The following is a 25,025-nucleotide window of genomic DNA, read 5'->3' as shown; positions in this document are numbered from 1 at the left end:
GCGTTCCGGCCGCTCAGCCCAGGAGCTTGACCGGGTTGAACAGGTCGGCCACGAGCAGGAGCGCGCCCATCGCGATGAGCAGCGTCGCGACGACGACGGTCAGCGGCACGAGCTTGGTGGCGTCGACCGGGGCCGGGGGCGGCCGCCGGAACAGCTTCGCCCACGCCCGCTTGATCCCCTCCCACAGCGCGACGACGATGTGCCCGCCGTCGAGCGGCAGCAGCGGGATCAGGTTGAAGACGAAGAGCGCGACGTTGAGCGAGCCGAGAAGGCCGAGCAGCACGGCGAAGCGGTTGAGCACCGGAGCGTCCGTCGCGGCCACCTCGCCCGCGAGACGCCCGACGCCGACGACGCTCAGCGGCCCGTTCGGATCGCGTTCCCCTCCCGTCACGAGCGAGACCCCGACGTCCCACAGCCGCACCGGGAGCGTGACGATCAGCGAGCCGACCCGGGCGACGGTGTCCGCCGCCAGCTGGGGTCCGGCGGTCAGCGGCTGCTGCACGTAGCCCATCTGCGCGATCATCCCCGCATAGCCGACCTCCTTCACGACGGGATCGCCGTCGTCGTCGAGCACCGGCTGCCCGCTCGCGTCCGTGATGGTGCGCTCCGCGGCGATGGGCGTGAGGGTCAGCGTCCGCTCGGTGCCGTCCCGGCGCACGACGAGGGCGAGGGGCTCGCCCGGTGAGGCCTGGACGATGGCGGTGGCCTCCGCGAAGGTCGACACCGGCTTCCCGTCGATCGACACGAGGACGTCGCCCGGCTGCACGTCGGCCGCAGCGGCCGGGGACTCCGGATCGTCGGCCCCGCACTCGGTCGCCGTCGACGACGCGGGGACCACGCACTCGTTCACCGCCGCGACCGTGGTGGTCCCCTGCTGCACGCCGATCCCGCTGACGAGGACGGTGAAGATCACCACGGCCAGCACGAGATTCATGAGCGGTCCGCCGAGCATCACGATCACGCGCTTCCACACCGGCAGCTTGTAGAAGACCCGGTCCTCGGCGCCTTCCGCGATGGTCTCGTCGTTGGCCGAGCGCGCGTCCTGGATGAGCGTGCGGAACGCCCCGGACGCGGGCCCGCTGTCCTTCGACGACGGATACATCCCCGACATGGAGATGAAGCCGCCCAGGGGCAGGAGCTTGAAGCCGTACTCCGTCTCCCCGATCCGCTTCGACCACAGGCGCGGCCCGAAGCCGATCATGTACTGGCCGACACGCACGCCGAAGAGCTTCGCGGGGACGAGGTGGCCGACCTCGTGCAGACCGATCGAGAGGCCGAGGCCGATCAGCATGAACACGATGCCGCCCAGATAGAGCAGGAATTCCACGAGCCCACGCTACTGCCCGCCGCCTAGGAATCCGCCCGGCTCGCGCAGCGTCGCTAGGCTGGCACGATGACGTCCCGGCAGCTGCGCTTCCTCCGCGCCGCCGCCGTGTCCGCGATCGCCACGCTCCTCGCGGCCGTCTCCCACACGCTCGCCGGCGGGGCCGCCCCGCACCCGCTGCTCATCGCCGCCGTCGCGACGCTCTTCGTGCCGCTCTCCGCCGCCGTGGTCCGCCGTCGGTCCTCGCGCGCCCGAGTCGCGGTGGCCGTGATCCTGGCGCAGGGCGCGTTCCACCTGCTCTTCCAGCTCCTGGGGGCGCCCACCGCCGAGGAGGCGCCGGGACTCGGCGTCCACTCCCACCACCTCGACCTGAGCGCGCTGGGACCCCTGTCGCCCGCTCCGGGGCCCGGCACTCTGATGCTGGCAGCGCACCTCGTCGCCGCCCTGCTGACGACGGTGCTGCTGTGGCATGGCGAGAGCGTGCTGCGCACGATCGCCCGCTGGTTCCGAGCCGCCCTCCGACGCACGGCGACGCCCGCCTCCACGCCTCCCGCTCCCCCGCGTCCGCTGCGCTCCGCCCTCCTCCCTCCGCTCGACGTCGCGACGACCGCCGTGGTCTCGCGACGCGGTCCTCCGATGCTCCTCGGCGGCTGAGCCGTCCCCTCGATCCGGCCGTCGCCGTTCGACGGCCCATCCTTCCGGGTTGCGCTGTTCCGGCGCGCCCGCACACGAGCATCTGGAGACCCCATGTCGAACACCACCATCCGTCCCCGTCGTCCGCGCCGCACCCTCCTCGGAGCCACCGGCGTCGTCGGCGGACTCGCCCTCGCCCTCGCCGTCCCCGCGATGGCCGGGGCGCACGTCAGCGTCAGCCCGGACGAGCTCGCCGCGGGCGACCACGGCGTGCTGACCTTCTCGTTCTCGCACGGCTGCGGCACCTCGCCCACCACCGCCCTGCGCATCACCATGCCGGACGGCCTCGCCTCGGTCGCCCCCACGCTCGACGGCGACTGGACCATCCAGGTCGAGCGCGGCGACGACGGTCTCGTGAGCGCCGTCACGTACACCGCCCTCACGCCGGTGCCGACCGACCTGCGCGGCGCCGTGAGCATGTCGGTGGGCCTGGATGAGGACACGCCCGAAACGCTCGCCTTCCCGGTGGTCCAGCAGTGCGTGGACGGCGCGACCGAGTGGACGCAGCTCGCCGAGAAGGGTGAGGACCCGCACGACCTCGACTCCCCCGCGCCTGTCGTGACGGTCACGGACGGCACCGCGGACGGTCACGGCACGAGCGCCGCGCCGCAGCCCGCGACGGCGGACGACGGCGACGACGCGCTGGGCATCGCGCTGGGTGCCGGCGGTCTGCTCGCCGGCGTCGCGGCGCTGGTGGTCGCGGTGCTCGCGTTCCGCCGCCGCGCCTGACCTCCGGTCCGCCGCGCCCGGCTCCGGCGCGCGGCGGACCGACCCGCCCGGGCTGACACCGCGGCCGTGAGAACATGGAGACGACATGTCGATGGAACAACAGCCGACCCTGCCCCCCGTGCTCCGCCCGGCGAACCCGCCCCGGCGCGAGCTGTCCGAACTCGCCTCCCTGTTCGCCCGCTCCGTGCGGGGCGATGTGGAGGGCGTCGCTCTCAGTGGCATCACCCTCGCCACGGCCGATCTGCGCCCGGGCGAGGCCTTCGTCGCCATCCGCGGCGTGAACCGCCACGGCGCGGACTTCGCGAAGACCGCCGCCGAGAAGGGAGCGGTCGCGGTGATCACGGACCAGGCGGGTGCCGACATCGCCGCCGACGCCGGCCTCCCGATCCTCATCGTCGACGACCCCCGCGGCGTGCTCGGCGCGCTGAGCGCCTGGGTGTACGGCACGGGCGCGGAGGATCCGCTCCCCCTCCTGTTCGCGACCACCGGGACGAACGGCAAGACGAGCGTCTCCCACCTCCTCGAGGGCATCCTCGAGCAGATGGGCGTCGTCACCGGGCTCTCCTCCACCGCCGAACGGCACATCGCGGGTGAGGTCATCGTCTCGCGGCTCACCACACCCGAGGCCTCCGAGATGCATGCCCTCCTCGCGCTGATGCGGGAGCGCGAGGTCGAGGCCGTCGCGGTCGAGGTCAGTGCCCAGGCCCTGTCCCGTCACCGCGTCGACGGCATCCGGTTCGACGTCGCGGGGTTCACCAACCTCAGCCACGATCACCTCGACGACTACGCCGACATGGAGGAGTACTTCGAGGCGAAGCTGCCGCTCTTCCGTCCCGACCGCGCCGTGCGCGGCGTCGTCTGCCTCGACTCCTCCTCCGGCGCCCTTGTCGTCGAACGCTCCGGGATCCCGGTCGTCACCGTCGGGACGCCCTCCATCGCCGCCGACGCCGATCAGGCATCGCGAGCGGACTGGGTGGTCGTCATCGACGACGAGCGGGCGACCGGCACCACGTTCACGATGACGGGACCGGCCGGCACGCTCACCACGACCGTCCCCGTGATCGGTCCGCACATGGCCGCGAACGCGGCGCTGGCGATCGTCATGCTGCTCGAAGGCGGCTATGCCTGGGAGCGGATCGTCGGGGCCCTGCAGCGCGACGGCGGCATCCACGCCTACCTGCCCGGTCGCACGCAGCTCGTCTCGGGCGCGCGAGGACCGGCCGTCTTCGTCGACTTCGGCCACTCGCCCGACGCCTTCGAGAAGACCCTGGCCGCCGTGCGGCGGGTGACCCCCGGCAAGGTGCTCATGCTCTTCGGGGCCGACGGGGACCGCGACGCCAGCAAGCGCTTCGACATGGCCCGCACCGCGGTGGAGGGCAGCGACATCCTCGTCGTGACCGATCACCACCCCCGGTTCGAGGACCCGGCGTCGATCCGCGCCACGCTCGTCGAGGGCGCGCGTCGCGCCCGTCCCGACGCCGAGATCCACGAGTACTCCCCGCCGGAGGCCGCGATCGTGGCCGCCGTCGGACTCGTCGGCGACGGCGACGCGATCCTCTGGGCGGGACCCGGCCACCAGGACTACCGCGACATCCGCGGAGTGCGGACGCCGTACTCCGCCCGCGAGCTCTCCCGGCGTGCGCTGAAGGCCGCCGGATGGCCCGTCCCGGAGCCGCGCTGGCCCGTGCCGTACCCGGACGAGGACTGAGCCCGCGCCGCGTCAGGCGGCGGCGATGAGCTGGTCGGCCTTCCGCCGCGCCCAGTCCTCCGCCGCCGCGAGCGATTCCACGGTCAGCGCGTCCGGAGCGTCGTGCGCGTCGACGACCCGCTGCACGGTGTCGACGATGCCGAGGAACGGCAGGCGTCCCTCGTGGAACGCGTCCACGGCCTGCTCGTTGGCGGCGTTGTAGACCGCGGGGAAGGTGCCTCCGGCACGCCCGACCGCCTTCGCGAGTGCCACCGCGGGGAAGGCGATGTCATCGAGCGGCTCGAACGTCCACGAGGTGGCGGTGGTCCAGTCCAGCGGGCGGCCCACACCGCCCACCCGGTGCGGCCAGTCGAGGCCCAGCGAGATCGGCAGCCGCATGTCCGGCGGCGAGGCCTGGGCGATGGTGGATCCGTCGATGAACTCCACCATGGAGTGCACGATCGACTGCGGGTGCACGACGACGTCGATGTCGTCGTAGGGCACGTCGAACAGCAGGTGCGCCTCAATGACCTCGAGGCCCTTGTTGACCAGCGTGGCGGAGTTCGTGGTGACGGTGCGTCCCATGTTCCACGTCGGGTGCGCGAGCGCATCCTGCGGCGTGACGGCGGTGAGCTCGTCGCGCGACTTCCCGCGGAAGGGCCCGCCCGAGGCCGTGACCACGAGCCGACGGATCTCGTCGTGCGTACCGGAGCGCAGAGCCTGCGCGAGGGCGGAGTGCTCGGAGTCCACGGGGACGATCTGACCGGGCGCCGCCGCGGCGAGCACCAGATCACCGCCGACGATCAGCGACTCCTTGTTCGCCAGGGCGAGCGTCCGCCCCTCCTCCAGCGCAGCCAGTGTCGAGCCCAAACCGATCGAGCCGGTGATCCCGTTCAGCACCACATCGGCTTCGACGTCGCGGACCAGCTGCTCCGCCTCCGCCGCGCCGAGAGCGGTGTGCTCCACCTGGAACTGCGCCGCCTGCTCGGCCACCATCGCCGCGTTCGACCCTGCGGCGAGACCGACGACCTCGAAGCGTCGAGGATTGGCACGGATCACATCCAGCGCCTGGGTGCCGATGGAACCGGTGGAGCCGAGGATGATGACGCGACGCATGACGCCAGCCTAGGACACGCCGCGACGGCGGCCCTACTGCTGCGGCTGGACCGGGGTCGTCGCGAGGATGTCGACGACGAACACGAGGCTCTCGTCCTGCAGCTCGTGGCCCTCAGTCGCGCCGTAGCCGTCGGACGGCGGCATGACGACGAGGACCTGCGAACCGACCTTCTGCCCCTCGAGCGCCTTCTGGAAGCCGGCGACGACCCCCGTGGTCTGGAACTGCGCGGGGGCGGCGTCGCGGCTCCAGCTGGAGTCGAACTCCTCGCCGTCTGACCACTTCACGCCGAGGTACTGGACGACCACGAGGTCGCCGGACGCGACCGTCGCCCCGTCGCCCTGCTTGAGGACGGAGACCTTCGTCTCGGTCGGCGCGTCGCCGTCCGGGATCGTGACGGACGGCTTGCCGTCGTCGTCGAGCTCGACCTCGGGCATGCCGGCGGTCGGCTCGACGGGCTCTCCGGTCGCGACCTCGGGGAGTCGGTCGACGGCCTCCGCGTAGACGACGATGTTGCTCTGCCCCTCACCGAGCGCGCTGCCGGGGATGGCGAGGACGACGCGGGATCCGACCGGCTCGCACTCCAGCGCGGCGACGAACAGCGACGACTGGTTCGGGTCGAGGAGCACGGGGAGCGTGCCGTCCTCGCCGCGCGCCGACGAGTCGACCACGTCGCCGCTGGCGGCATCGACGATCTGGTACTGGACGGAGACGAGGTCGTTCGCCGCGAGGTCGTCTCCCTCGCCCTCGGACACGACGGTCCGCTCGACGTTCGCGAACTCCGCATCGTCGGGAACCGTGATCGTGGCGTCGAGGCCTTCGCCTTCCACCTCGATGGCGTCCGAGGTGTCGCCGGCCTTCGCGTTCACGAGGCACTGGCTCGACCCGGAGGCGTCCGGGGAGGAGGTGCTCTGCGGATCGCCATTCCCGGAGCAGCCCGCCAGCAGCAGGGTCGCCGCAGCGACGGTGGACAGGACGAGCAGCGGACGGGTGCGCACAGGAAGACCTCACGATCGCGGGCGGGAGCTTCCATCCTGCCTCATCGCCCTTTGCTCGCGCTGGGAAGCGGCGGCGCGAGTCTTCATTCCCACGTCGGCATGGATCCGGGAGTAGCCTGCTCTGATGAGCTCTGAGCAGTCCGTGGACCCCGAAACCCCCTCAGAGGACTCCCCGAAGCCCCGGCACGCCGGGTTCACCTACGCCCTGGGCCGCAGCCTCATCGCCCCGCTCGCCCGGCTCGTCTACCGGCCGCACATCGAAGGACGCGAGCACGTCCCCACCACCGGCCCGGTGATCTTCGCCAGCAACCACCTGTCGTTCATCGACTCCATCGCCATCCCGGTGGCGGCTCCGCGGCCCGTGCACTTCCTCGCGAAGTCGAGCTACTTCGAGGGCACCGGCGTGAAGGGCTGGGCGTCCAAGACGTTCTTCGAGGCGATCGGCGCGATCCCGGTCCGCCGCGGCGCCGGCCAGGCGGCGCTCGACGCCCTCGATCTGCAGCGTCAGCTCCTCGACGAGGGCCTCGCCGTCGCGCTGTACCCCGAGGGCACCCGTTCCACCGACGGCCGGCTGTACAAGGGCCGCACGGGCGTGGCGTTCCTCGCCCTGCAGACCGGCGCCCCCGTCGTCCCCGTGGGACTCATCGGCACCGACAAGGTGATGCCGGTCGGCGCCAAGATGCCCACGCTGTCCGAGCGGATCACCGTGCGCTTCGGGGAGCCCCTGGATCTGTCTCCGCACGGACCGGCGACGAGCGGCCGCGCGCGCCGACTCGCGACCGACGAGATCATGGCCGCGATCCACGCCCTCTCCGGTCAGGAGCTCGCGGGCACCTACAACGAGGCGCCGGCGCAGAACGCGATCGAGAAGATCAAGCAGGCGCTCCCGCACGAGCGCCGCTGAGCGCCCCGTTCAGCCGGCGGCCGTCACCGTCGCCTCGTGCCGGACGGGGAAGTTGACCGAGTTGGCGATGAAGCACCACTCGTTCGCCTGGGCGTGCGCCCGCTCGGCCGCCTCGATCATCGACGCCTCGGCGACGACGACCTCCGGTCGCAGCAGCACCTCGACGAAAGACCCGCCGCCGGCGCCGTTCTCGCGCATCAGGCCGCTCGCGGTGTCGCGATAGGACACGACCACCACGCCGGCCGTCACGCACGCGTGCAGATAGGACAGCAGGTGGCACTCCGAGAGGGAGGCCAGCAAGAGGTCCTCCGGATTCCAGCGCGACGGATCGCCGCGGAAGGGCTTGTCGGACGACGCGAGCAGCTCGGGCTTCCCCTCGACCTCGATCGTGACGTCACGGCGGTAGTCGCGATAACCGCTCGTGCCGGACCCGGCGTTGCCGGTCCAGGTGGAGGTGAGGGCGTAGCGGTGCTCGCCGAGGGCCCGGGGAGTCGTCTGCTCTGGCATGCGCCCAGTCTGCCAGGCGGCGCCGACACCCGGGCTCCGCCCTCGACGGAGCCGCGCCGCACCCGCCGGTAGAGTTGTCGGGTGCTGGAGACTCTCACCGTTCAGGATTCCGTCGAACTCGCCGTCGTGGAGCGGAGCGGCTTCATCGAGTCGCGTCATGCCGGTGCGGCCGTCGTGCTGTCGCCCGAGGGCGAGGTGGTCGCGCGGCATGGGAACGCGGAGGCACTGATCCTCCCCCGCTCCAGCCTCAAGCCCCTGCAGGCAGTCGCCTGCCTCACGGCGGGCGCCGTGCTCGAGGGAGAGCAGTTGGCTCTGTCCACCGCCAGCCATTCCGGAACCGACCGGCACGCCGAGGTCGTTCGCGAGATGCTCACCGCCGGCGGCCTCAACGAGGACGACCTCGCCTGTCCCCCGGCGTGGCCAAGCGACTCCGCGTCCCGCGACGAGATGGTGCGCGAGCACGGCCAAGAGGCGCGGGTCCGGATGAACTGCTCGGGCAAGCACGCCGCGATGCTCCGCGCCTGCATCGCGACCGGCTGGCCCGTCGAGGGCTACCTCGAACCGACCCACCCGCTCCAGGCCCACATCCGTGACGTCATCGAACGCCTGACCGGCGAGAAGATGGCGCACACCGCGATCGACGGCTGCGGCGCCCCGGTGTACGCCCTCACCCTCACGGGCCTGGCCCGTGCGATCCACCGCGTCGGCACCGCCTCCGAGCGCTCCCCGTTCGCGCTGCATCGGGTGGCCGGCGCCCTGGTGAAGGCCGTCCGCGAGAACCCCTGGACCATCGATGGTCCGGGGCGCCCTGACACGATCGCGATCGAGCGGCTCGGCGTCTTCGCGAAGGGCGGCGCGGAGGGCGTCATGGTGATGGTGGCTCCGAACGGGACCACGGTCGCCCTCAAGATGCTGGACGGCGGTGCCCGGGCATCGACGATCGTGGCCGCCACGCTGCTGGCGCGCGCCGGCGGCCTCAGCGAGGCCGACGTGACCGCGCTGGCCGAGGCCCTGCCGCTCGCGGTGCTCGGTGGCGGCTCCCGCGTCGGCGTCGTCCGGCCCGGCGCGGGTATCTGACCGCATATCCGCGGCACGGGATCCGTGTGCCGCCGTCGGGTGGTCATCGACGCCCCAGAGCATCGATGACCACACGCCGGGGTGCGCGGTCGCCGATCACGGACCACGCGCGTCCGGCGTCGGGTCGGGCGTACGGCGGGCGGACGCGGACGCCGACGAGCTGACGCAGCTCGCTGGGCCGCTCCGCCCGGATGAGCACCTCGCCGTGCGACCGCACCCGCTGCCACAGCGCCCAGTGACGTTGCCAGCTCTCGGCATCGGCGACGAGCACGAGCGGCTTGCCGGTCCGGCTCGTCTCGGGACGAGCGGCCTGCACGTCCCACTCCGGGTGCGCCGAGGCCAGCGTCTCGACGACCGAGGCCGCGCCCGGGGTGACCAGCGCCGTCAGCTCCCCCGCCGGTGCCCAGGCCGGCGCCACCTTTCGGAGGGGCTGCACCGGCCGTACGGGCACGCCCTCGGTGTCGATCCACGCGAACTGCATCTCCCGCTCCTCGAGGACCGCCCGCCCCGGCGGCCGGTCTCGTCGGAAGGCCGCCAGCTCGCCACCGGCGGCGAGGTGCTCGACCCGGGTGGGCATCCGGAGCACCGCCCGTCGCGGAAGCGCATCGAACACGCGCGCCAGAGGGCCCACGGCCCGGCTCGCCGCCAGCACCCAGGTGACGGCCGCCTTCGACCGCACGAGGTGCTCCCAGCGCTGGACGAAGTCCTGACCGTCTTCGAGAGGCAGCGCCGCATGGAGAGCGTCGAGGTCGTCGGCGAGCACGACATCGGACGGAGCGCCGTCCTCCTCCGTCCATGCGAGGAGCTGATCGACGGCGCTCTCGGGGTCATCAGGGAACCACGTGCATTCCGGATACTGCGCGGCGATCACGCGCAGCGCTGTCGTCCTGCCGGTCCCCGGAGCGCCGAGCACAGCGAGGCCGCGCTCGCGCCCCGGACGCAGGACCTCCAGCGGCTGCGCCTGGTGGTCGGGGTCGTCGGCGCGTCCGAGCACGATCAGCGGCCCCTCCTCGGTTCTCCGGTCGCCCGTCCTCGACCCGGCCCGCAGCGTCTCGAGCGGCAGGTGCGTGGGGAGGGCCGGGTGCCACGGCGGTGCGGACGGAGTCGTACCGGACCACCGCTCCCCGATGCGACGGATGTGCTCGTCATCCGCGAGCGCTGTGCGCACGGGGTGGGGCTCCTCGTCCTGGGGGCGTCGGAGCAGCGCCCGACCGCGCCCGTCCGCGCCCCCGGGCAGATCCGCCGCTTCCCCGGTCCCGATCACCGCTCGACTGTCGGCGGCCTCCGCGACGCGGAGGCTGATCCGCAGCGGGCAGTTCGTCGCGAGAGCGTCACGGATGACACCGGCGGCGCGCTGGGTGCCCAGGATCAGGTGCATGCCCAGCGCACGCCCCCGCGCCGCGACATCGGTGAACACCGCCGCGAGCTCCGCGTGCTCCTGCAGCAAGGCGGCGAACTCGTCGACGACGATGACCAGACGGGGCAGGTCGGTCTCGCGCACGTCCCGGGCGCCCATCGCGGCGAGGGCTGCCTCGCGACGCCGCATCTCGGCGGCGAGGCTGGCGACCCCGCGTCGCGCCTCCGTCTCATCGAGGTCGGTGATGACGCCGACCACCTGCGGCAGACCGCGCAACCGGTCGAAGGCCGTTCCTCCCTTGAAGTCCGCGAGGAGGAAGCTCACCCGGTCAGGGCCGTGTCCCGCGCAGACCGCGACGACCCAGCTGACGAGGAGCTCGCTCTTGCCCGTGCCCGTCATCCCGGTCACGATGGCGTGCGGACCGTCCTCGACGATGTCGGCTCCCACGGGCGCGCCATCCCCCCCGGTGCCCAGCGCGACGCGGAGGCCCGGCCCCGCCGGCGGCTGCGGAAGGTCTCGCAGGGCTGTCGCGGTGACGGCGGGTGCCGCCCCGTCCCGCGCGCCGCACAGCTCCGCCGCGGCCGCTGCCTGGGCGGAAGAGAGGAACTCCACGGCGAGGTCGGCCTCGCCGTCCGGCGTCCGCAGCGTGGCCGCGCCCGGTTCCTCGATGTCGATCACCGTCGTGATGCCCTCCGGGACCTCGGCGCCGGACGGAACGGTCCAGATCACGGCATCCGCACGTGGCCCCGACCCGCCGGCCGAACCGGTGGCGAGGGCGAGACGGAATCCGCCGCGTCGCGCTCGCTGCGCATGCGGAAGCGCTCGGAGCGCCGGGTCGCACCCCTCGTCGCCGACGAGGGACAGCACGCTCGGCGAGAAGCGCAGGCAGAGCTGGATCACGAGAGCGCGAGCTGCGGCCTGCACGAGCGGCTCCCGGCCGCGGAGGCACACCCCACGGCCGAGGGCGACGACCCACGGCGCGTCCTCCAACACCGCGCAGCGGCGGCGGAAGGCGTGAGCACGGGCGTCGTCACCGCCTTCGCAGCGCACCCCGCTCGCCCGGGATCCGCGTCCCACCACCAGCGGGGTGTCGTCGCCCGGCGGTCGGGCATCCCGCAACGGTCGGTCGCGGATGCAGGATGCCGCATCCGGATGACGGCGTTCCCCCTGCGCCCGCTCCTGCGCGTGGCGACGATGCAGCTCGGCCTCGATGTCGGCCCAGGCGGTGCTCACCCTGAGCGCGTCGGCCTTCCGTTCCCGACGGCGCCCCCGGGCCGTGTCGAGGAGAGAAGCGCCCAGCATCAGGGGACCGAGAGCCGCGAACCACAGCGCGTGCACGGCCCCCGTCGTCATCCAGAGCGCGAGGCCGGCCGCCACGGGGACGACGGCGGCGACGAGGGGAAGCGGGCGGCGGCGGAGCGGTGTCGATGCGGACGGCAGGAGCAGCGGCGAAGGGTCCATGCCCCCAGTGCATCCCACCCCCGGTGCCGATGCGGCCTCTCCACAGGCTGCGGGGCGCTACTCCGCGGAGTCGTCGGATGGGGAGGAGGAGTCCTCGGGGTCGCTGACCTGCAGGACGATCACGGTGACGTTGTCGCGACCGCCGTTGTCGAGAGCCGCGGCGAGCATCGCGTCGACGCTCTCCCCCGGATCGGCGTGCGCGCGGAGGAAGTGCTGGATGCCGTAGTCCGTGAGCTCCTTCGTGAGTCCGTCGGAGCAGATCACGAAGCGATCTCCCGGCCGCACGTCGATGGTCACGTAGTCCGGCGCGGTGAGCTCACTGGCGCCGACGGCGCGGGTGATCACGTTGCTGTACGGGTGTCCCTCGGCCTCTTCCGGGCTGAGCTTTCCCGCTGTGATGAGCTCCTGCACGACCGAGTGATCCGTCGTGACCTGCAGCAGCCGGTCGTCGCGGAGGAGGTACACGCGGGAATCGCCGATGTTCAGCGCCACCCAGTGCGGTTCCCCCTCGCGCTCATCGAGATACACACCCGTGAGCGTGGTGCCGGTGCCTTCATCGGTGGTGTCCGGGTGCCCGGCGATGTCGTCCACCGCGAGAGCGAGCGCCTTCTCGATCGCGGACGGAGAGACCTCGTCCGCGTCCACCACCGCGCGCAGCCGGGTGACGGTGCTCTGGCTGGCGATCTCCCCGCCGGCGTGGCCGCCCATGCCGTCCGCGACGATGAACAACGGGTACTCGGCGAGCAGCGCGTCCTGATTCGTCTCCCGGCGTCGCCCCTGGTCGGTGACCCCGGCCCAGGACAGCAGCAACGGACGATGCGCAACCGTGACGGTGTGCGTCTTGGTCTCAGCCACGAACTGCCTCCGATGGACCTGCGGCGAAGGGGACGGGCGCAGGATACTCACACATCGTAGTGGAACTCGCTCTCCTGCTCCGCACCGGGGTATCTGTGAACGGGGCGCGGGACGAAAGGAGGAGAGTGCACGGCCCTCCGGTGCGACGAGTCCATGCCTCCACGTTAGCGGCATGTCGGGGCGTGCCGGCACCACGGACGCGAAGAACCCCCGGTCCGGAGGCCGGGGTTCTTCCACCGTCGTCACGCAGGAGGCTGCGTGGGATCGTTCGGCGTGGTCGGCGGAGCCGGAGGCGCCGCAGGCGGAGCCGCGGGAGGCGCGGGAGGCGTCGTGGGCGGAGCCGCGGGCGGAGCCGGCGGAGTGGTGGGCGGCACCGGAGGGATCGGCGCTCCCGTCGCCGGAGCGGTCGGCGCGGCCGGCGGTGCGTAGCCCGGAGCGGCGGGCGGGGTGTACGGCTGCGTCGGAGGAGGGTACCCCTGCGGAGGGGTGCCGTAGCCCTGCGGGGCACCGTACCCCTGGGGCGCGCCGTAGCCCTGCTGCGGCGCGGCCGCGGCGGGCTGGACGGGGATGCCGTCCCAGACCGTGCGGTCGCCGAGGAATCCGTTGCCCGCCCACGGTGCCGGCTGGATGTTCGGGTTCCAGCGCGACTTGTCGAAGGCGTTGATGCCGAGCCAGACGACGGCGAGGAAGACGTAGAGGACGACCCAGACGGCGTCCTTCTGGAGCTTGAGACCCACGCGCCACGCGGCGATGGCCGAGAGCACCCCGAGGGCGAGCGAGAACAGGAAGCCGATGCCGATCCAGCTCAGCAGCGCGGCACCCGCGATCCCGTAGAGGACGAGCCACGGGCTCAGGTCGCCGAGCTTGAAGAAGATCATGGAGTTGTAGACCGGCACCCAGGCGCGCCAGTTCCCCTGGACTCCGGCCTTCTGGAAGATCTTCATGTAGAAGAGCGACACCAGGACGTATCCGGCGACCGCGATCAGCAGAATGACGAAGAAGTAGGCGAAGAGCAGGCCGAGATACCCCGCTCCGTAGTCGTCGTAACCCATGAGGCTCACATTCTCTGGTCAGGGGAGACGGCTTTCGTCCCCCACCACGAGACTCCCCGCCTCGCATTGGACATGGTAGCGGTGCGCCCAGGGGGCGGCAACGACCGCCGGAGGCGATTCGCCGGGCTCGGGGCGGGCGTCAGTCGGCGACGACCAGCTCGACCTCGCCGGGCACCTTCCCGTCCCGGAGCACGACGTCATGCGCCTGGGCCCACCGCTGCAGCGCACGGAGAGAGCCCAGCCGCGGACGATCCTCCGCCAGCGCGCGCAGGAGCAGCCCCTTGCTCTTCTTGTTGAAGTGGTTCAAGGCTCTCCCCTGCTCCGTGACGACCCGCACGTACGCCGACGACACCGCGCCCGGGACCGGACCGAGCGCTGCGTAGGCTTCGCTGCGCAGATCGAGGACGAACGCGGGGGCGTCGGCCGCGATCGCCGTTGTCGTCGGATCGGCCCAGTGGCGGCGGAGCGGCGTCACTCCGGGCAGCGCCGTGCCGGCAGCGAGCCGATACGTCGGAATCGCGTCCAGGGCGGCGACGGGGCCGAACGGGGCGCTGTGGATCCACACATGGGCATCCAGCCAGCGGCGGGACGCGGTGGACAGCGATGCCGCGTCGAGGGCGTCGAACAGCACCCCGGTGTAGCGGTCCACCGCGGGCATCGTGGGTGCGCTTCGCAGAGCCCTGTTGTGTGCGACGTCTCCTCGCTGCCGCTCGCTGAGCTTGAGCACGCGGCGCGCCGAATCCTCGTCGTCCGCGAGAGCGATGAGCGCGTCGATCACGGCGTTCCGTTGCGGCGCGAGATCGGGAAGCGCGAGCGCCGACACGTCCAGCGGGCTGCCGTCACCGCCCTCGCGCTTGGTCTCGGACGGCGGGAGCAGGATCTTCATGAAACCTCGGGGAAAAGAGACGCGTCCGCCTCGGCACCCGGGCGGGTGTCGAGGCGGACGCGATGTACAGGACTGTCAGGAGATGAGTGCCGCGTTGCCGGCCACGATCGTCAGGACGTCGCCCTCCATCGAGAGGAATCCGTCCTGCGCGTTCGCCAGCACCTTGGCGCCATCCGTCTGGGTGATCCGGACCTGGCCCTCGGCGAGGATGGCCAGCACCGGCTCGTGACCGGACATGAAGCCGATCTCGCCCTCGACGGTCTTGGCGACCACGAGGCTCGCCTCTCCCGTCCAGACCTCCGCGTCGGCGGAGACGAGGCTGACGTGCAGCGCCATGGTCAGGCGTTCTCCTTCTGGATCTGCGCCCAGCGCTCCTCCACGTCGGAGATGCCACCGACGTTGAAGAAGGCCTGCTCGGCGACGTGGTCGAAGTCACCGCGGGTGATCGCATCGAACGACTCGATGGTCTCCTTCAGCGGCACGGTCGAGCCCTCGACGCCCGTGAACTTCTTCGCCATGTAGGTATTCTGCGAGAGGAACTGCTGGATGCGACGTGCACGCGACACGACGATCTTGTCTTCCTCGGAGAGCTCGTCGACACCGAGGATGGCGATGATCTCCTGCAGCTCCTTGTTCTTCTGGAGGATCTGCTTGACCGTGGTGGCCACGCGGTAGTGGTCCTCGCCCAAGTAGCGGGGGTCCATGATGCGCGACGTCGAGGTCAGCGGGTCGATGGCCGGGTACAGACCCTTCGACGCGATCTCACGCGAGAGCTCGGTCGTCGCGTCGAGGTGCGCGAAGGTCGTGGCCGGAGCCGGGTCGGTGTAGTCGTCGGCCGGCACGTAGATCGCCTGCAGCGAGGTGATCGAGTGACCGCGCGTCGAGGTGATGCGCTCCTGGAGGAGCCCCATCTCGTCGGCGAGGTTCGGCTGGTACCCCACGGCGGAGGGCATGCGGCCCAGCAGCGTGGAGACCTCGGAACCGGCCTGCGTGAAGCGGAAGATGTTGTCGATGAAGAGCAGCACGTCCTGCTTCTGCACGTCACGGAAGTACTCCGCCATCGTCAGAGCCGACAGCGCGACGCGCAGACGCGTCCCCGGCGGCTCGTCCATCTGGCCGAAGACGAGGGCGGTCTTGTCGAAGACGCCCGCCTCCTCCATCTCGTGGATGAGGTCGTTGCCCTCACGGGTGCGCTCACCGACACCGGCGAACACCGACACGCCACCGTGGTCCTGCGCGACGCGCTGGATCATCTCCTGGATGAGGACGGTCTTGCCGACGCCGGCACCACCGAAGAGACCGATCTTCCCACCCTGCACGTACGGGGTGAGGAGGTCGATCGACTTGATGCCCGTCTCGAACATCGTGGTCTTCGACTCGAGCTGGTCGAAGTTCGGGGCCTTGCGGTGGATGGGCCAGCGCTCCGTGACCTCGATGGTCTCACCGGGCTCGCCGTTGAGGACCTCGCCGATCACGTTGAAGACCTTGCCCTTGGTGATGTCACCGACGGGGACCGAGATGGCCTCACCGGTGTCACGCACCTCCTGACCGCGGACGATGCCGTCGGTCGGCTTCAGGGCGATGGCGCGGACCAGGTCGTCGCCGAGGTGCTGCGCGACCTCGAGCGTGATCTCGGTGGACTCCTCGCCGATCGTGATCGTCGTCTTCAGCGCGTTGTAGATGTCGGGGATCGAGTCGTGCGGGAACTCGATGTCGACAACCGGACCGTTGACGCGGGCGACGCGCCCGACGACCGCGGTCGCCGGCTGCTCAGCCGTGGCGGTGGTGGTCATTTCTTCGTCTCTTTCCTGAGGGTCTGTCAGCTCGATGCGAGAGCGTCGGCGCCACCGACGATCTCGGCGATCTGCTGGGTGATCTCGGCCTGACGCGCGTTGTTGCGCAGGCGGGTGTAGTCGGTGATGAGCTTGTCGGCGTTGTCGCTGGCCGACTTCATCGCCTTCTGCGTCGCGGCCTGCTTGGCGGCGGACGACTGCAGGAGGGCGTTGAAGACGCGGCTCTGGATGTACACCGGCAGGATCGCGTCGAGCACCGTCTCGGCGTCGGGCTCGAACTCGTACAGCGGGTAGACGGTGCTGCCCGCCTCCGAGTCGTCGGCCTCCGCGATCTCCAGCGGCAGCAGGCGCACGGACTCCGGCGACTGCGTCATCATGCTGACGAAGCGGTTGTACACGAGGTGGATCTCGTCGACGCCGCCGTCCTCTCCCCCACGGTTGAAGGCCTCGAGAAGCGTCTGCGAGATCTCCTCCGCCGTGTGGAACGAGGGGGTGTCGGTGTCGCCGGTCCACTCTGCAGCGGCCTCGATACGACGGAACTGGAAGTACCCGACGGCCTTGCGGCCCACGAGGTAGAACACCGGCTCCTTGCCCTGCTCGCGCAGGAGCTCCGCGACCTCGAGACCCTCACGGAGGATCTGCGAGTTGAAGGCTCCGGCGAGGCCGCGGTCCGACGAGAAGATCACGACCGCGGAGCGGCGGATCGTCTCGGGCTCGCGGGTGAGCGGGTGGTCGACGTTCGAGTGCGTCGCGACGGCGGACACGGCCCTCGTCACGGCCCGCGCGAAGGGGGTGGACGCCTTGACGCGTGCCATCGCCTTCTGGATGCGCGAAGCCGCGATGAGTTCCATCGCCTTCGTGATCTTCTTGGTCGTCTGAGCAGAAGAGATCTTCTGCTTGTAGACCCTGAGTTGAGCGCCCATGAATCAGTACCTCACGCGATTACGCGCGACGACCCTTGACGATCTTCTCCTGGTTGACGTCCTCGGCCTCGGCCGCAGCGTGCTCCTCGTGACCAGGGGCGCCGATGGCGTGGCCCTTGCCGCCCTGGAACTCCAGGAGGAAGTTGTCGGTCTGCTTGTCGAGCTCGGCGACGGTCGCGTCGTCCAGCACGTTCGTCTCCCGCAGCGTGTCGAGCACCTTGGTGTTGCGACGCAGGTAGTCGAGCAGCTCGCGCTCGAAGCGCAGCACGTCCTCGACCTCGATCGAGTCGAGCTTGCCGTTGGTGCCGGCCCAGATCGAGACGACCTGCTCCTCCACCGGGTACGGCGAGTACTGCGGCTGCTTGAGCAGCTCGGTCAGACGGGCACCGCGCGAGAGCTGACGGCGCGACGCGGCGTCGAGGTCCGACGCGAACATCGCGAACGCCTCGAGCGAGCGGTACTGCGCCAGCTCCAGCTTCAACGTTCCGGAGACCTTCTTGATCGACTTCACCTGGGCGTCACCACCGACACGCGACACCGAGATACCCACGTCGACCGCGGGACGCTGGTTGGCGTTGAAGAGGTCGGACTGCAGGAAGATCTGGCCGTCGGTGATCGAGATCACGTTGGTCGGGATGTACGCCGAGACGTCGTTCGCCTTGGTCTCGATGATCGGGAGACCCGTCATCGAACCGGCACCGAGCTCGTCGGACAGCTTCGCGCACCGCTCGAGCAGACGCGAGTGCAGGTAGAAGACGTCGCCCGGGTAGGCCTCGCGGCCCGGCGGGCGGCGGAGCAGCAGGGAGACGGCACGGTAGGCCTCGGCCTGCTTCGACAGGTCGTCGAAGATGACCAGGACGTGCTTGCCGCCGTACATCCAGTGCTGGCCGATGGCCGAACCGGTGTACGGAGCGAGGTACTTGAAGCCGGCGGGGTCGGACGCCGGAGCCGCCACGATGGTGGTGTACTCCAGAGCGCCGGCCTCTTCGAGCGCGCCCTTCACCGAAGCGATGGTCGAGCCCTTCTGACCGATGGCGACGTAGATGCAGCGGACCTGCTTGTTGACGTCGCCGGACTCCCAGTTGGCCTTCTGGTTGATGATCGTGTCGATCGCGATGGCCGTCTTGCCGGTCTGACGGTCGCCGATGATGAGCTGGCGCTGGCCGCGGCCGACCGGGATCATCGCGTCGATGGCCTTGATGCCGGTCTGCATCGGCTCGTGGACCGACTTGCGCTGCATGACGCCGGGGGCCTGGAGCTCGAGCTCGCGGACACCCTCGGTCGCGATCGCGCCGAGGCCATCGATCGGGTTGCCGAGCGGGTCGACCACGCGGCCGAGGTAGCCGTCACCGACCGGGACGGAGAGGACCTCACCCGTGCGGGTGACTTCCTGACCGGCCTCGATGCCGGTGAAGTCGCCGAGGACGACGACGCCGATCTCGTGCTCGTCGAGGTTCAGCGCGAGACCCTTGGTGCCGTCGGCGAAGGTCACGAGCTCGTTCGCCATGACGCCGGGAAGTCCCTCGACGTGAGCGATGCCGTCGGCGGCGTCGATGACGGTGCCGACCTCGGTCGCCGCGGCCCCGGTGGGCTCGTACGCGGCGGCGAAATCCTTCAGCGCGTCACGGATGACGTCGGGGCTGATCGATAGTTCTGCCATTGTCTTCCCTTTGTATCTGGGTGCGCGGTTCCCCGCGCGAAGTCGTGTTAGCCCGCGAGCTTCTGGCGAAGGTCGGCGAGTCGTGCGGAGATGCTGCCGTCGATGACGTCATCGGCGATCTGCACGCGCAGGCCTCCGACGACGCTGGGGTCGATGACGACGTTGAGGGACACCTGGCCGCCGTATCGCTGCGAGAGCGTCTGGCCGAGTCGCGTGCGCTGGGCGTCGCTGAGCTCGGTCGCCGTGTGCACCGTGGCCACGAGGCGGCCGCGCTGGCTCGAGACGATGCGCATCGCCCGGCTCAGCAGCTGCCGCACCCGGCGCTCGCGCGGCTGACGCACGAGGGACGTGACGATGAGGGCCGTCGGAGCGCTGGCGGAGGCGTCGGCGAGGAGACGCTCGACCAGGGCGGCCTTCGCGTCCTCTCCCCCGAGCCGGCTGCCGAGAGCGAGTTCGAGCTCCGGGTTCGCCGCGATCACGCGCGAGAAGCCGAAGAGCTCTCCCTCGATGTCCGCGCCGGGCTCGGCGATGGTCGCCGCCCGGATCGCGAGCTCTTCGAGGCCGTCGATCAGCTCGGACGCGTTCGACCAGCGCTCGGCGACCGCGGTGCGCAGGACGTCCTGCGCTGCGGAGCCGTACTGGCCGAACACCGCGGACACGACGTTCTGCCGGGCCGTGGTCGGAGCCGAGGGGTCAGCCAGCGCGCCGCTCAGCTGAGACGATTCGCCCACGGCCCGCGCGGCCGCGAACAGCTCGCGCGCGGTCTCGAGGGTGACGTCCTTCGCTGCGGCAAGCGTCTGAGTGGATGCCGCGAGTGCCTGAGCGGTCGCGCTGCCCATTACTGAGCCGCCTTCTCGGATGCTTCGAGATCGGCGAGGAAGCGGTCGACCACGGCGGCCGCGCGAGCGTCGTCGGAGAGCGTCTCGCCGACCACGCCGCCGGCGAGGTCGAGAGCGAGCGAGCCGACCTCGCTGCGCAGGGAGACGAGAGCCGTCTGGCGCTCGGCCTCGATCTGCGTGTGCGCGGTGGCGGTCAGACGCGCGGCCTCGCTGGCTGCGGTCTCCTTCGCCTCGGCGATGATCTTCTTGCCGTCCTCACGGGCGGCCTCACGGATCTCACCGGCCTCGGTACGCGCCTCGGCGAGCTGCCGGGTGTACTCCTCGAGAGCCGCTTCCGCCTGCTTCTGCGCCTCATCGGCCTTGGCGATGTTGCCCTCGATGGCGGCGGACCGCTCGTCGAGCATCTTCGTCAGACGGGGAAGGGCGACCTTCCACACGACGGCGAGGATGATGAGGAACCAGAAGCCCGACCAGATGATGTCGTACCACGCGGGGATCAGCGGGTTGTTCGCCGCCTCACCCTCAGCCGCGAGGTTCGTGACAAGAGCGTTCAGCATCCTGTCTCCTTCAGAAGTCGGTGGGGATTACGGGAAGGGGATGAATCCGACGGCGATGCCGACGAACGCAAGCGCCTCGGTGAAGGCGATACCGATCCACATGAGGACCTGCAGGCGACCGGCCAGCTCGGGCTGACGGGCGACGCCCTCGATGGTCTTGCCGACCACGATGCCCACACCGATGGCCGGGCCGATGGCCGCGAGGCCGTAGCCGACCGCCGCGAGGTGGCCGTTGATTTCAGCGAGAACCGTAGTTGCGTCCACGGGTTTTTCCTTTCGTTGGGTGGGAGGGCTGTTGCCCGCCCGCTCAGTGCTCTTCTGCGACCGCGAGCTGGATGTAGACCGCGGTGAGGACGGTGAAGACGTATGCCTGCAGGACGGCCACCAGGATCTCGAAGAGAGTGAAGGCGCCACCGAAGGCGAGGGTTCCGATACCGAGGGCGGCCCAGCCGCCACCCGCGGTGAAGAAGAAGAACTGGGTCGCTGCGAAGCAGAGGACCAGGATCATGTGGCCGACGACGAGGTTCATCAGCAGTCGCAGGGTGAGGGTCACCGGGCGGATGATGAACGTCGAGATGAGCTCGATCGGCGTGACGATGAAGTAGACCGGCCACGGCACGCCCGACGGGAAGAGGGCGTTCTTGAAGAAGTTCTTCGGGCTCTTCTTGATGCCGGCGTAGATGAACGTGACGTAGCTGACCACGGCGAGCGTGAGCGGCACCGCGATGATCGCCGTTCCCGGCATGTTCAGGAACGGGATGATGCCCGTGATGTTCATGAACAGCACCATGAAGAAGATCGTGGTGAGGATCGGCAGGAACCGGTCGCCGTCCTTGCGGCCCAACAGGTCGTGGGCGATGCCGCCGCGGACGAAGCCGAGGCCCATCTCGACGAGGCTCTGGAACCGGCCGGGCACTACCTTCATGCGGCGGGTGCCGAGCCAGAGGATCAGGACGACGGCGATCACCGAGAGCAACTGGATCAGGTGGATCCGGTTGACCGGGATGGGTCCGACGTGGAAGAGGATCTCCGGGAAGAACTCATCGATCGAAGGGCCGTGGAACTCGCCATCAGAGGACGCGAGTCGGGGGGTCAGGGTCGCAGCAAGATTAAACAGCGCGGGCTCCAGCTTCGGGGCACCGGTCAGAACCGGGGCGACGATGGTCGGTGTGCTACACAGCGCAAGCGCTCGCGGGCGAGCGGCGGGCACTCCTCAACACTATCAGAATCCAAGGGTGCCCTAAGACCGCGGGGCCGTGTCCGCCGGGCCGTCCGGGGCATCGTTCGCCGCTCCCGGGGCGCGGTCCTCCGGCACCTCGGTGGGCAGCGTGGTGTCGCTGACGTTCGGCAGGCGCATCTGGGTCAGGACGACCACGTCGATGATCAGCGACATGAGCACGCCCGCCACGATCGACAGGAAGAACACCATCGGCTCGATCCACGGCTGTCCCGCGAGCAGGATCATCACGACGACGAAGACGCCGAGCTTCAGCAGCCAGCCGCCGAGCACGATCGCGAAGAAGAGCTGCACATAGAGCGGGTCGCCGTACCACCGGTTCGCGATGAGGATGCTCAGCCCGGTGATGCCGAGGAAGAGCGCAGCGAGGAGCACGCCGAGCAGTCCGCTGATCAGCCCCTCCCCCTGCGCGACGGCGAATCCGATGCCGCCGGCGACGAGGGCGAGCACGACGGTGGCCACGGCCGACCAGATGAGCGTGCGACGCAGGATCGGGGTGCTGGAAACGGGGCTCGGGCTCATCGGGGCTCCAGAGGGATCGGGTCGGGCGCGGCGCCCGCGGCGGTCTTGCGTCGGCGGGTGGGACTCAGGGTGATGACGAGGCACGCGGCGATGCCGACGACGCCGAACACGACGCCGGGGATGTACTGGCCCGGCCAGTCCTCCCTGGCGCCGACGTACATCAGGAGGACGGCGAGCGAGATGACGGCCGTCCAGGCGTAGAAGATGAGGACGGCGTCGCGGTCGCGGTGACCGAGGTCCAGCATCCGGTGGTGCAGGTGCTTGCGGTCCGGGGAGAACGGCGAGCGGCCGGCGCTCATCCGGCGCAGCACGGCGAGCCCGAAGTCCAGGAGCGGCAGGAGCACGACGAGCAGCGGAAGCAGGATGGGCAGGAAGGCACCGATCAGCTGCGAGCGTCCGAGGCGCTCCGGGTCCAGCGCCGAGGGGTCCATCTGTCCGGTGATCGCGATGGCCGACGTCGCCATGAGCAGGCCGATGACGAGCGCACCGGAGTCGCCCATGAACAGCTTCGCCGGGCTCCAGTTCAACGGCAGGAACCCGAGGCACGCCCCGATGAGGACCGCGGCGAGGAACGTGGAGAGGTTGAAGTAGCTCGAGGCACCGGAGTCGCGCGTGAAGATGTACGAGTAGGCGAAGAACACCCCGTTGGAGATCAGGCAGACGCCGGCGACGAGACCGTCGAGGCCGTCGATGAAGTTCACGGCGTTCATGACGATCACGATCGCGAACATCGTGATCGTGATGCTCAGCCAGCTCGACACCACGATGAGGTCACCGAACGGCAGGGAGAGGATCTGCAGGCCGCCACCCACGGTGATGATGCCCGCGGCGAGGAACTGCGCGCCGAGCTTGATCATCCAATCGATGTCCCAGAGGTCGTCCATGACCCCGATCACGGCGATGAGGAGGGCGGCTGCGAGGATGGACCACATGGTCTGCGGGGGCGTCCAGATGCTCTGGAAGAAGGGGTTGGCCGCCGAGATCGCGAAGGCGGCCACGATGCCGAAGAAGATCGCGACGCCGCCGAGGCGGGGCGTCGGCGTGGTGTGCACGTCGCGCTCGCGGATGCCGGGATACAGCTTGAAGCGCAGGCTCAACCGCCACACCGCCCACGTCAGCACGAAGGTGATCGCGGCGGTGACGATGATCGTGAAGAGGTACTGCTTCACGAATCCCCGTCCTGCGGCTCCGGCTCGAGCAGATCGCCCAGGACCTCGCGCAGCTGCTCTCTCGTCACCACGCCGTCCCGCAGGACCCGGACCACGCCCGGCTCGGCGTCGGAGGCGCGGCGGACGAGCGAGGTGGCGTCGATGATCGTGGACGCGACGCCGTTCCTGCTCATGCCGTCGTCCAGATACACGGCGACGCTGTCGCCCAGCATCTTCTCGGCGTCGAGCGCGGAGATCGCCGCCGCCTTCCCGGTGAGGTTGGCGCTGGACACCGCGAGCGGCCCGGTCTCGGCCAGCAGTTCGAGAACCACGCGCCCCTCGGGCATGCGCACGGCCACGGTCCCCCTGGTCTCCCCCAGGTCCCACACCAGCGAGGGCTGCGCGGGAAGGACGATCGTGAGGCCGCCGGGCCAGAACGCGTCGACGAGGCGCTGGACCGGCTCCGGGACCTCCTCCGCGAGGGCCGTCAGCGTCTCCTTCGTGCCGACGAGAACGGGCGGCGGCTGATTGCGGCCGCGCCCCTTGGCATCCAGGAGGCGCTGCACCGCGGGCGGCGAGAAGGCGTCGGCGGCGACGCCGTAGACGGTGTCGGTGGGGATGACGATGAGGTCGCCGCGGCCGATCGCCTGACGCGCGTTGCGCATCCCGGCGAGGAGCTGCGCCTCGTCGCTGCAGTCGAAGATGGGGGACATGACGGTTCGATTCTACGCGGGGCGGGTTCGGGACGAGCTCGACGTCTTCTGATCAGGGACGCACGGCGGTGGTGGCGCGATCGCGCAGCGTCAGATCGCGATGGGTGGCCGCGGCCCGCCAGCCGTCCGCCGCGAGCAGCTCCCGGATCGGAGCGCCCTGCAGCTCACCGTGCTCGATCACCAGCGTCCCCCGGGCCGGAGCAGTCGCAGTGCGCGCGTGCTGAGGACGCGGACGACGTCGAGACCGTCCTCTCCGCCGTAGAGGGCCAGCGCCGGATCGAACAGCCGGACCTCCGGATCGCGGGGGATCGCCTGCGCCGGCACGTACGGCGGGTTGGAGATGACGACGCTCGCGGTGCCGTCGAGCTCGGGGAACGCGTCTGCCAGGTCCGAGAGCACGAGGGTGAGGTTCTCGACGCCAGCGACGTTGCGTCGGGCCCAGGCGTGCGCCTCCGGAGAGAGCTCAGCGGCGTACACCCGGGCGTGCGGCACCTCGGTGGCCATCGCGAGCGCGATCGCGCCGCTGCCGGTGCCGAGGTCGACCCCGATCGGTGACGGCTCCCCCGAACCCAGGAGAGCGTCGATCGCGTACTGCACCACCGTCTCCGTCTCGGGACGCGGGACGAAGACGCCAGGGCCGACCGCGAGCTCCAGGTGCCGGAACGGCGCGGTTCCGGTGAGGTGCTGCAACGGCTCCCTGCGCGCGCGGCGGTCGACGAGGGCGTCCAGCGCCGCCGCGTCGTCATCGGTGAGCCGGTCGCCGCGGATCACCGCCGCCTGCACCTCTCCCCTGCGCTGTCCGCGGACGTGTCCGGCGAGCAGCTCCGCATCGACGAGGGGGTCGGGCACGCCGGCGTCGGCGAGACGCTGCGCCGCGGCGCGCACGGCGGCGGCGAGGGAGAGGTCGGGCATGGCTCCAGCGTAGAGTGCGCGACCGTCACAATGCCCCGTCCCCCATCGCGCTCGCCTAGGCTGGATCGGCAGCGCAC

At 70.6% G+C, this 25,025-nt stretch carries 24 protein-coding genes and 1 pseudogene; 5 read left to right on the top strand and 20 right to left on the bottom strand.

Going from position 1 to position 25,025, the window contains the following annotated elements; genetic code table 11:
* Positions 1 to 13: 13 nt before the first annotated feature.
* A complete protein-coding gene (locus tag IZR02_RS06620; protein ID WP_025103165.1) occupies positions 14 to 1,327 on the bottom strand; it encodes a M50 family metallopeptidase in 1,314 nt (437 codons plus the stop codon).
* Positions 1,328 to 1,393: 66 nt separating this feature from the next.
* Between IZR02_RS06620 and IZR02_RS06615 the strand changes: the two genes are divergently transcribed.
* The 3 genes from IZR02_RS06615 to IZR02_RS06605 all read left to right on the top strand — a co-directional run bounded on the left by IZR02_RS06615 (position 1,394) and on the right by IZR02_RS06605 (position 4,454).
* Positions 1,394 to 1,978, top strand: a complete 585-nt coding sequence (locus tag IZR02_RS06615; RefSeq protein ID WP_025103164.1) for a hypothetical protein — start codon at positions 1,394 to 1,396, stop codon at positions 1,976 to 1,978.
* Between the two features lie 93 nt (positions 1,979 to 2,071).
* Entirely contained in the window at positions 2,072 to 2,746 is a 675-nt protein-coding gene (locus IZR02_RS06610) for a YcnI family copper-binding membrane protein (protein ID WP_025103163.1), read from the top strand.
* A gap of 91 nt (positions 2,747 to 2,837) precedes the next feature.
* A complete protein-coding gene (locus IZR02_RS06605) occupies positions 2,838 to 4,454 on the top strand; it encodes a Mur ligase family protein (RefSeq protein ID WP_025103162.1) in 1,617 nt (538 codons plus the stop codon).
* Between the two features lie 12 nt (positions 4,455 to 4,466).
* Here the strand turns inward: IZR02_RS06605 and dxr are convergent, their stop codons facing one another.
* Positions 4,467 to 5,549 (bottom strand): 1-deoxy-D-xylulose-5-phosphate reductoisomerase, encoded by a 1,083-nt coding sequence (gene dxr, locus IZR02_RS06600; protein ID WP_025103161.1) that lies wholly within the window; start codon positions 5,547 to 5,549, stop codon positions 4,467 to 4,469.
* A gap of 33 nt (positions 5,550 to 5,582) precedes the next feature.
* Entirely contained in the window at positions 5,583 to 6,545 is a 963-nt protein-coding gene (locus IZR02_RS06595; protein ID WP_217316584.1) for an FKBP-type peptidyl-prolyl cis-trans isomerase, read from the bottom strand.
* A 124-nt stretch (positions 6,546 to 6,669) separates the two neighbouring features.
* On the opposite strand from IZR02_RS06595, the gene IZR02_RS06590 reads away from it, so the two are divergent.
* A complete protein-coding gene (locus IZR02_RS06590; RefSeq protein ID WP_025103159.1) occupies positions 6,670 to 7,449 on the top strand; it encodes a lysophospholipid acyltransferase family protein in 780 nt (259 codons plus the stop codon).
* A gap of 9 nt (positions 7,450 to 7,458) precedes the next feature.
* Here the strand turns inward: IZR02_RS06590 and IZR02_RS06585 are convergent, their stop codons facing one another.
* Positions 7,459 to 7,956: an OsmC family protein gene (locus IZR02_RS06585; RefSeq protein ID WP_029989208.1), complete on the bottom strand. Its 498-nt coding sequence runs from the start codon at positions 7,954 to 7,956 to the stop codon at positions 7,459 to 7,461.
* A gap of 81 nt (positions 7,957 to 8,037) precedes the next feature.
* Between IZR02_RS06585 and IZR02_RS06580 the strand changes: the two genes are divergently transcribed.
* The gene (locus IZR02_RS06580; protein ID WP_025103158.1) at positions 8,038 to 9,033 is read left to right on the top strand and encodes an asparaginase; all 996 of its coding nucleotides are present in this window, start codon (positions 8,038 to 8,040) and stop codon (positions 9,031 to 9,033) included.
* Between the two features lie 43 nt (positions 9,034 to 9,076).
* Here the strand turns inward: IZR02_RS06580 and IZR02_RS06575 are convergent, their stop codons facing one another.
* The 16 genes and pseudogenes from IZR02_RS06575 to prmC all read right to left on the bottom strand — a co-directional run bounded on the left by IZR02_RS06575 (position 9,077) and on the right by prmC (position 24,948).
* Entirely contained in the window at positions 9,077 to 11,851 is a 2,775-nt protein-coding gene (locus tag IZR02_RS06575) for an FtsK/SpoIIIE domain-containing protein (protein ID WP_025103157.1), read from the bottom strand.
* 57 nt (positions 11,852 to 11,908) lie between these two features.
* The gene (locus IZR02_RS06570; RefSeq protein ID WP_025103156.1) at positions 11,909 to 12,706 is read right to left on the bottom strand and encodes a PP2C family protein-serine/threonine phosphatase; all 798 of its coding nucleotides are present in this window, start codon (positions 12,704 to 12,706) and stop codon (positions 11,909 to 11,911) included.
* A gap of 242 nt (positions 12,707 to 12,948) precedes the next feature.
* Positions 12,949 to 13,758: a large exoprotein gene (locus IZR02_RS06565; RefSeq protein ID WP_217316583.1), complete on the bottom strand. Its 810-nt coding sequence runs from the start codon at positions 13,756 to 13,758 to the stop codon at positions 12,949 to 12,951.
* A 139-nt stretch (positions 13,759 to 13,897) separates the two neighbouring features.
* Positions 13,898 to 14,644, bottom strand: a complete 747-nt coding sequence (locus IZR02_RS06560; protein ID WP_025103154.1) for a YaaA family protein — start codon at positions 14,642 to 14,644, stop codon at positions 13,898 to 13,900.
* 75 nt (positions 14,645 to 14,719) lie between these two features.
* The gene (locus IZR02_RS06555) at positions 14,720 to 14,980 is read right to left on the bottom strand and encodes a F0F1 ATP synthase subunit epsilon (protein ID WP_025103153.1); all 261 of its coding nucleotides are present in this window, start codon (positions 14,978 to 14,980) and stop codon (positions 14,720 to 14,722) included.
* 2 nt (positions 14,981 to 14,982) lie between these two features.
* Entirely contained in the window at positions 14,983 to 16,437 is a 1,455-nt protein-coding gene (atpD, locus tag IZR02_RS06550) for a F0F1 ATP synthase subunit beta (RefSeq protein WP_025103152.1), read from the bottom strand.
* 26 nt (positions 16,438 to 16,463) lie between these two features.
* Complete coding sequence (locus IZR02_RS06545) at positions 16,464 to 17,360, bottom strand: F0F1 ATP synthase subunit gamma (RefSeq protein WP_025103151.1); 897 nt, start codon at positions 17,358 to 17,360, stop codon at positions 16,464 to 16,466.
* 19 nt (positions 17,361 to 17,379) lie between these two features.
* Positions 17,380 to 19,020, bottom strand: a complete 1,641-nt coding sequence (atpA, locus tag IZR02_RS06540; protein ID WP_025103150.1) for a F0F1 ATP synthase subunit alpha — start codon at positions 19,018 to 19,020, stop codon at positions 17,380 to 17,382.
* 47 nt (positions 19,021 to 19,067) lie between these two features.
* A complete protein-coding gene (locus IZR02_RS06535) occupies positions 19,068 to 19,859 on the bottom strand; it encodes a F0F1 ATP synthase subunit delta (protein ID WP_025103149.1) in 792 nt (263 codons plus the stop codon).
* Positions 19,859 to 20,416, bottom strand: coding sequence for a F0F1 ATP synthase subunit B (locus tag IZR02_RS06530; RefSeq protein WP_025103148.1), 558 nt, complete (start codon positions 20,414 to 20,416; stop codon positions 19,859 to 19,861). Before IZR02_RS06530 ends, IZR02_RS06535 begins: the two co-directional genes overlap by 1 nt.
* 27 nt (positions 20,417 to 20,443) lie before the next feature.
* Positions 20,444 to 20,680, bottom strand: coding sequence for an ATP synthase F0 subunit C (gene atpE, locus IZR02_RS06525; protein ID WP_025103147.1), 237 nt, complete (start codon positions 20,678 to 20,680; stop codon positions 20,444 to 20,446).
* A 43-nt stretch (positions 20,681 to 20,723) separates the two neighbouring features.
* Entirely contained in the window at positions 20,724 to 21,512 is a 789-nt protein-coding gene (gene atpB, locus IZR02_RS06520) for a F0F1 ATP synthase subunit A (protein ID WP_036292497.1), read from the bottom strand.
* Positions 21,513 to 21,656: 144 nt separating this feature from the next.
* Complete coding sequence (locus IZR02_RS06515; protein WP_025103145.1) at positions 21,657 to 22,175, bottom strand: hypothetical protein; 519 nt, start codon at positions 22,173 to 22,175, stop codon at positions 21,657 to 21,659.
* Complete coding sequence (locus tag IZR02_RS06510) at positions 22,172 to 23,344, bottom strand: MraY family glycosyltransferase (protein WP_025103144.1); 1,173 nt, start codon at positions 23,342 to 23,344, stop codon at positions 22,172 to 22,174. Before IZR02_RS06510 ends, IZR02_RS06515 begins: the two co-directional genes overlap by 4 nt.
* Positions 23,341 to 24,036 carry an L-threonylcarbamoyladenylate synthase gene (locus tag IZR02_RS06505; protein WP_025103143.1) on the bottom strand — a complete coding sequence of 232 codons (696 nt, stop codon included), beginning with the start codon at positions 24,034 to 24,036 and terminating at the stop codon, positions 23,341 to 23,343. The genes IZR02_RS06510 and IZR02_RS06505 overlap by 4 nt, the downstream gene beginning before the upstream one ends.
* A gap of 52 nt (positions 24,037 to 24,088) precedes the next feature.
* Positions 24,089 to 24,948: pseudogene (prmC, locus tag IZR02_RS06500) on the bottom strand (peptide chain release factor N(5)-glutamine methyltransferase).
* Positions 24,949 to 25,025 lie beyond the last annotated feature (77 nt).

Origin of the sequence: Microbacterium paraoxydans, assembly GCF_019056515.1 — a bacterium.
In the GTDB taxonomy this organism is placed as follows: Bacteria; Actinomycetota; Actinomycetes; order Actinomycetales; family Microbacteriaceae; genus Microbacterium.
This window is presented reverse-complemented; position numbering and strand designations above follow the sequence as displayed.

Coding starts and splice junctions, on each gene's coding strand:
- IZR02_RS06585 (WP_029989208.1), bottom strand. CDS start 7,956: ATGCCAGAGCAGACGACTCCCCGGGCCCTCGGCGAGCACCGCTACGCC.
- dxr (WP_025103161.1), bottom strand. CDS start 5,549: ATGCGTCGCGTCATCATCCTCGGCTCCACCGGTTCCATCGGCACCCAG.
- IZR02_RS06515 (WP_025103145.1), bottom strand. CDS start 22,175: ATGAGCCCGAGCCCCGTTTCCAGCACCCCGATCCTGCGTCGCACGCTC.
- IZR02_RS06560 (WP_025103154.1), bottom strand. CDS start 14,644: ATGAAGATCCTGCTCCCGCCGTCCGAGACCAAGCGCGAGGGCGGTGAC.
- IZR02_RS06575 (WP_025103157.1), bottom strand. CDS start 11,851: ATGGACCCTTCGCCGCTGCTCCTGCCGTCCGCATCGACACCGCTCCGC.
- IZR02_RS06505 (WP_025103143.1), bottom strand. CDS start 24,036: ATGTCCCCCATCTTCGACTGCAGCGACGAGGCGCAGCTCCTCGCCGGG.
- atpD (WP_025103152.1), bottom strand. CDS start 16,437: ATGACCACCACCGCCACGGCTGAGCAGCCGGCGACCGCGGTCGTCGGG.
- IZR02_RS06610 (WP_025103163.1), top strand. CDS start 2,072: ATGTCGAACACCACCATCCGTCCCCGTCGTCCGCGCCGCACCCTCCTC.
- IZR02_RS06565 (WP_217316583.1), bottom strand. CDS start 13,758: ATGGGTTACGACGACTACGGAGCGGGGTATCTCGGCCTGCTCTTCGCC.
- IZR02_RS06555 (WP_025103153.1), bottom strand. CDS start 14,980: ATGGCGCTGCACGTCAGCCTCGTCTCCGCCGACGCGGAGGTCTGGACG.
- IZR02_RS06615 (WP_025103164.1), top strand. CDS start 1,394: ATGACGTCCCGGCAGCTGCGCTTCCTCCGCGCCGCCGCCGTGTCCGCG.
- IZR02_RS06530 (WP_025103148.1), bottom strand. CDS start 20,416: ATGCTGAACGCTCTTGTCACGAACCTCGCGGCTGAGGGTGAGGCGGCG.
- atpA (WP_025103150.1), bottom strand. CDS start 19,020: ATGGCAGAACTATCGATCAGCCCCGACGTCATCCGTGACGCGCTGAAG.
- IZR02_RS06535 (WP_025103149.1), bottom strand. CDS start 19,859: ATGGGCAGCGCGACCGCTCAGGCACTCGCGGCATCCACTCAGACGCTT.
- IZR02_RS06545 (WP_025103151.1), bottom strand. CDS start 17,360: ATGGGCGCTCAACTCAGGGTCTACAAGCAGAAGATCTCTTCTGCTCAG.
- IZR02_RS06605 (WP_025103162.1), top strand. CDS start 2,838: ATGGAACAACAGCCGACCCTGCCCCCCGTGCTCCGCCCGGCGAACCCG.
- IZR02_RS06590 (WP_025103159.1), top strand. CDS start 6,670: ATGAGCTCTGAGCAGTCCGTGGACCCCGAAACCCCCTCAGAGGACTCC.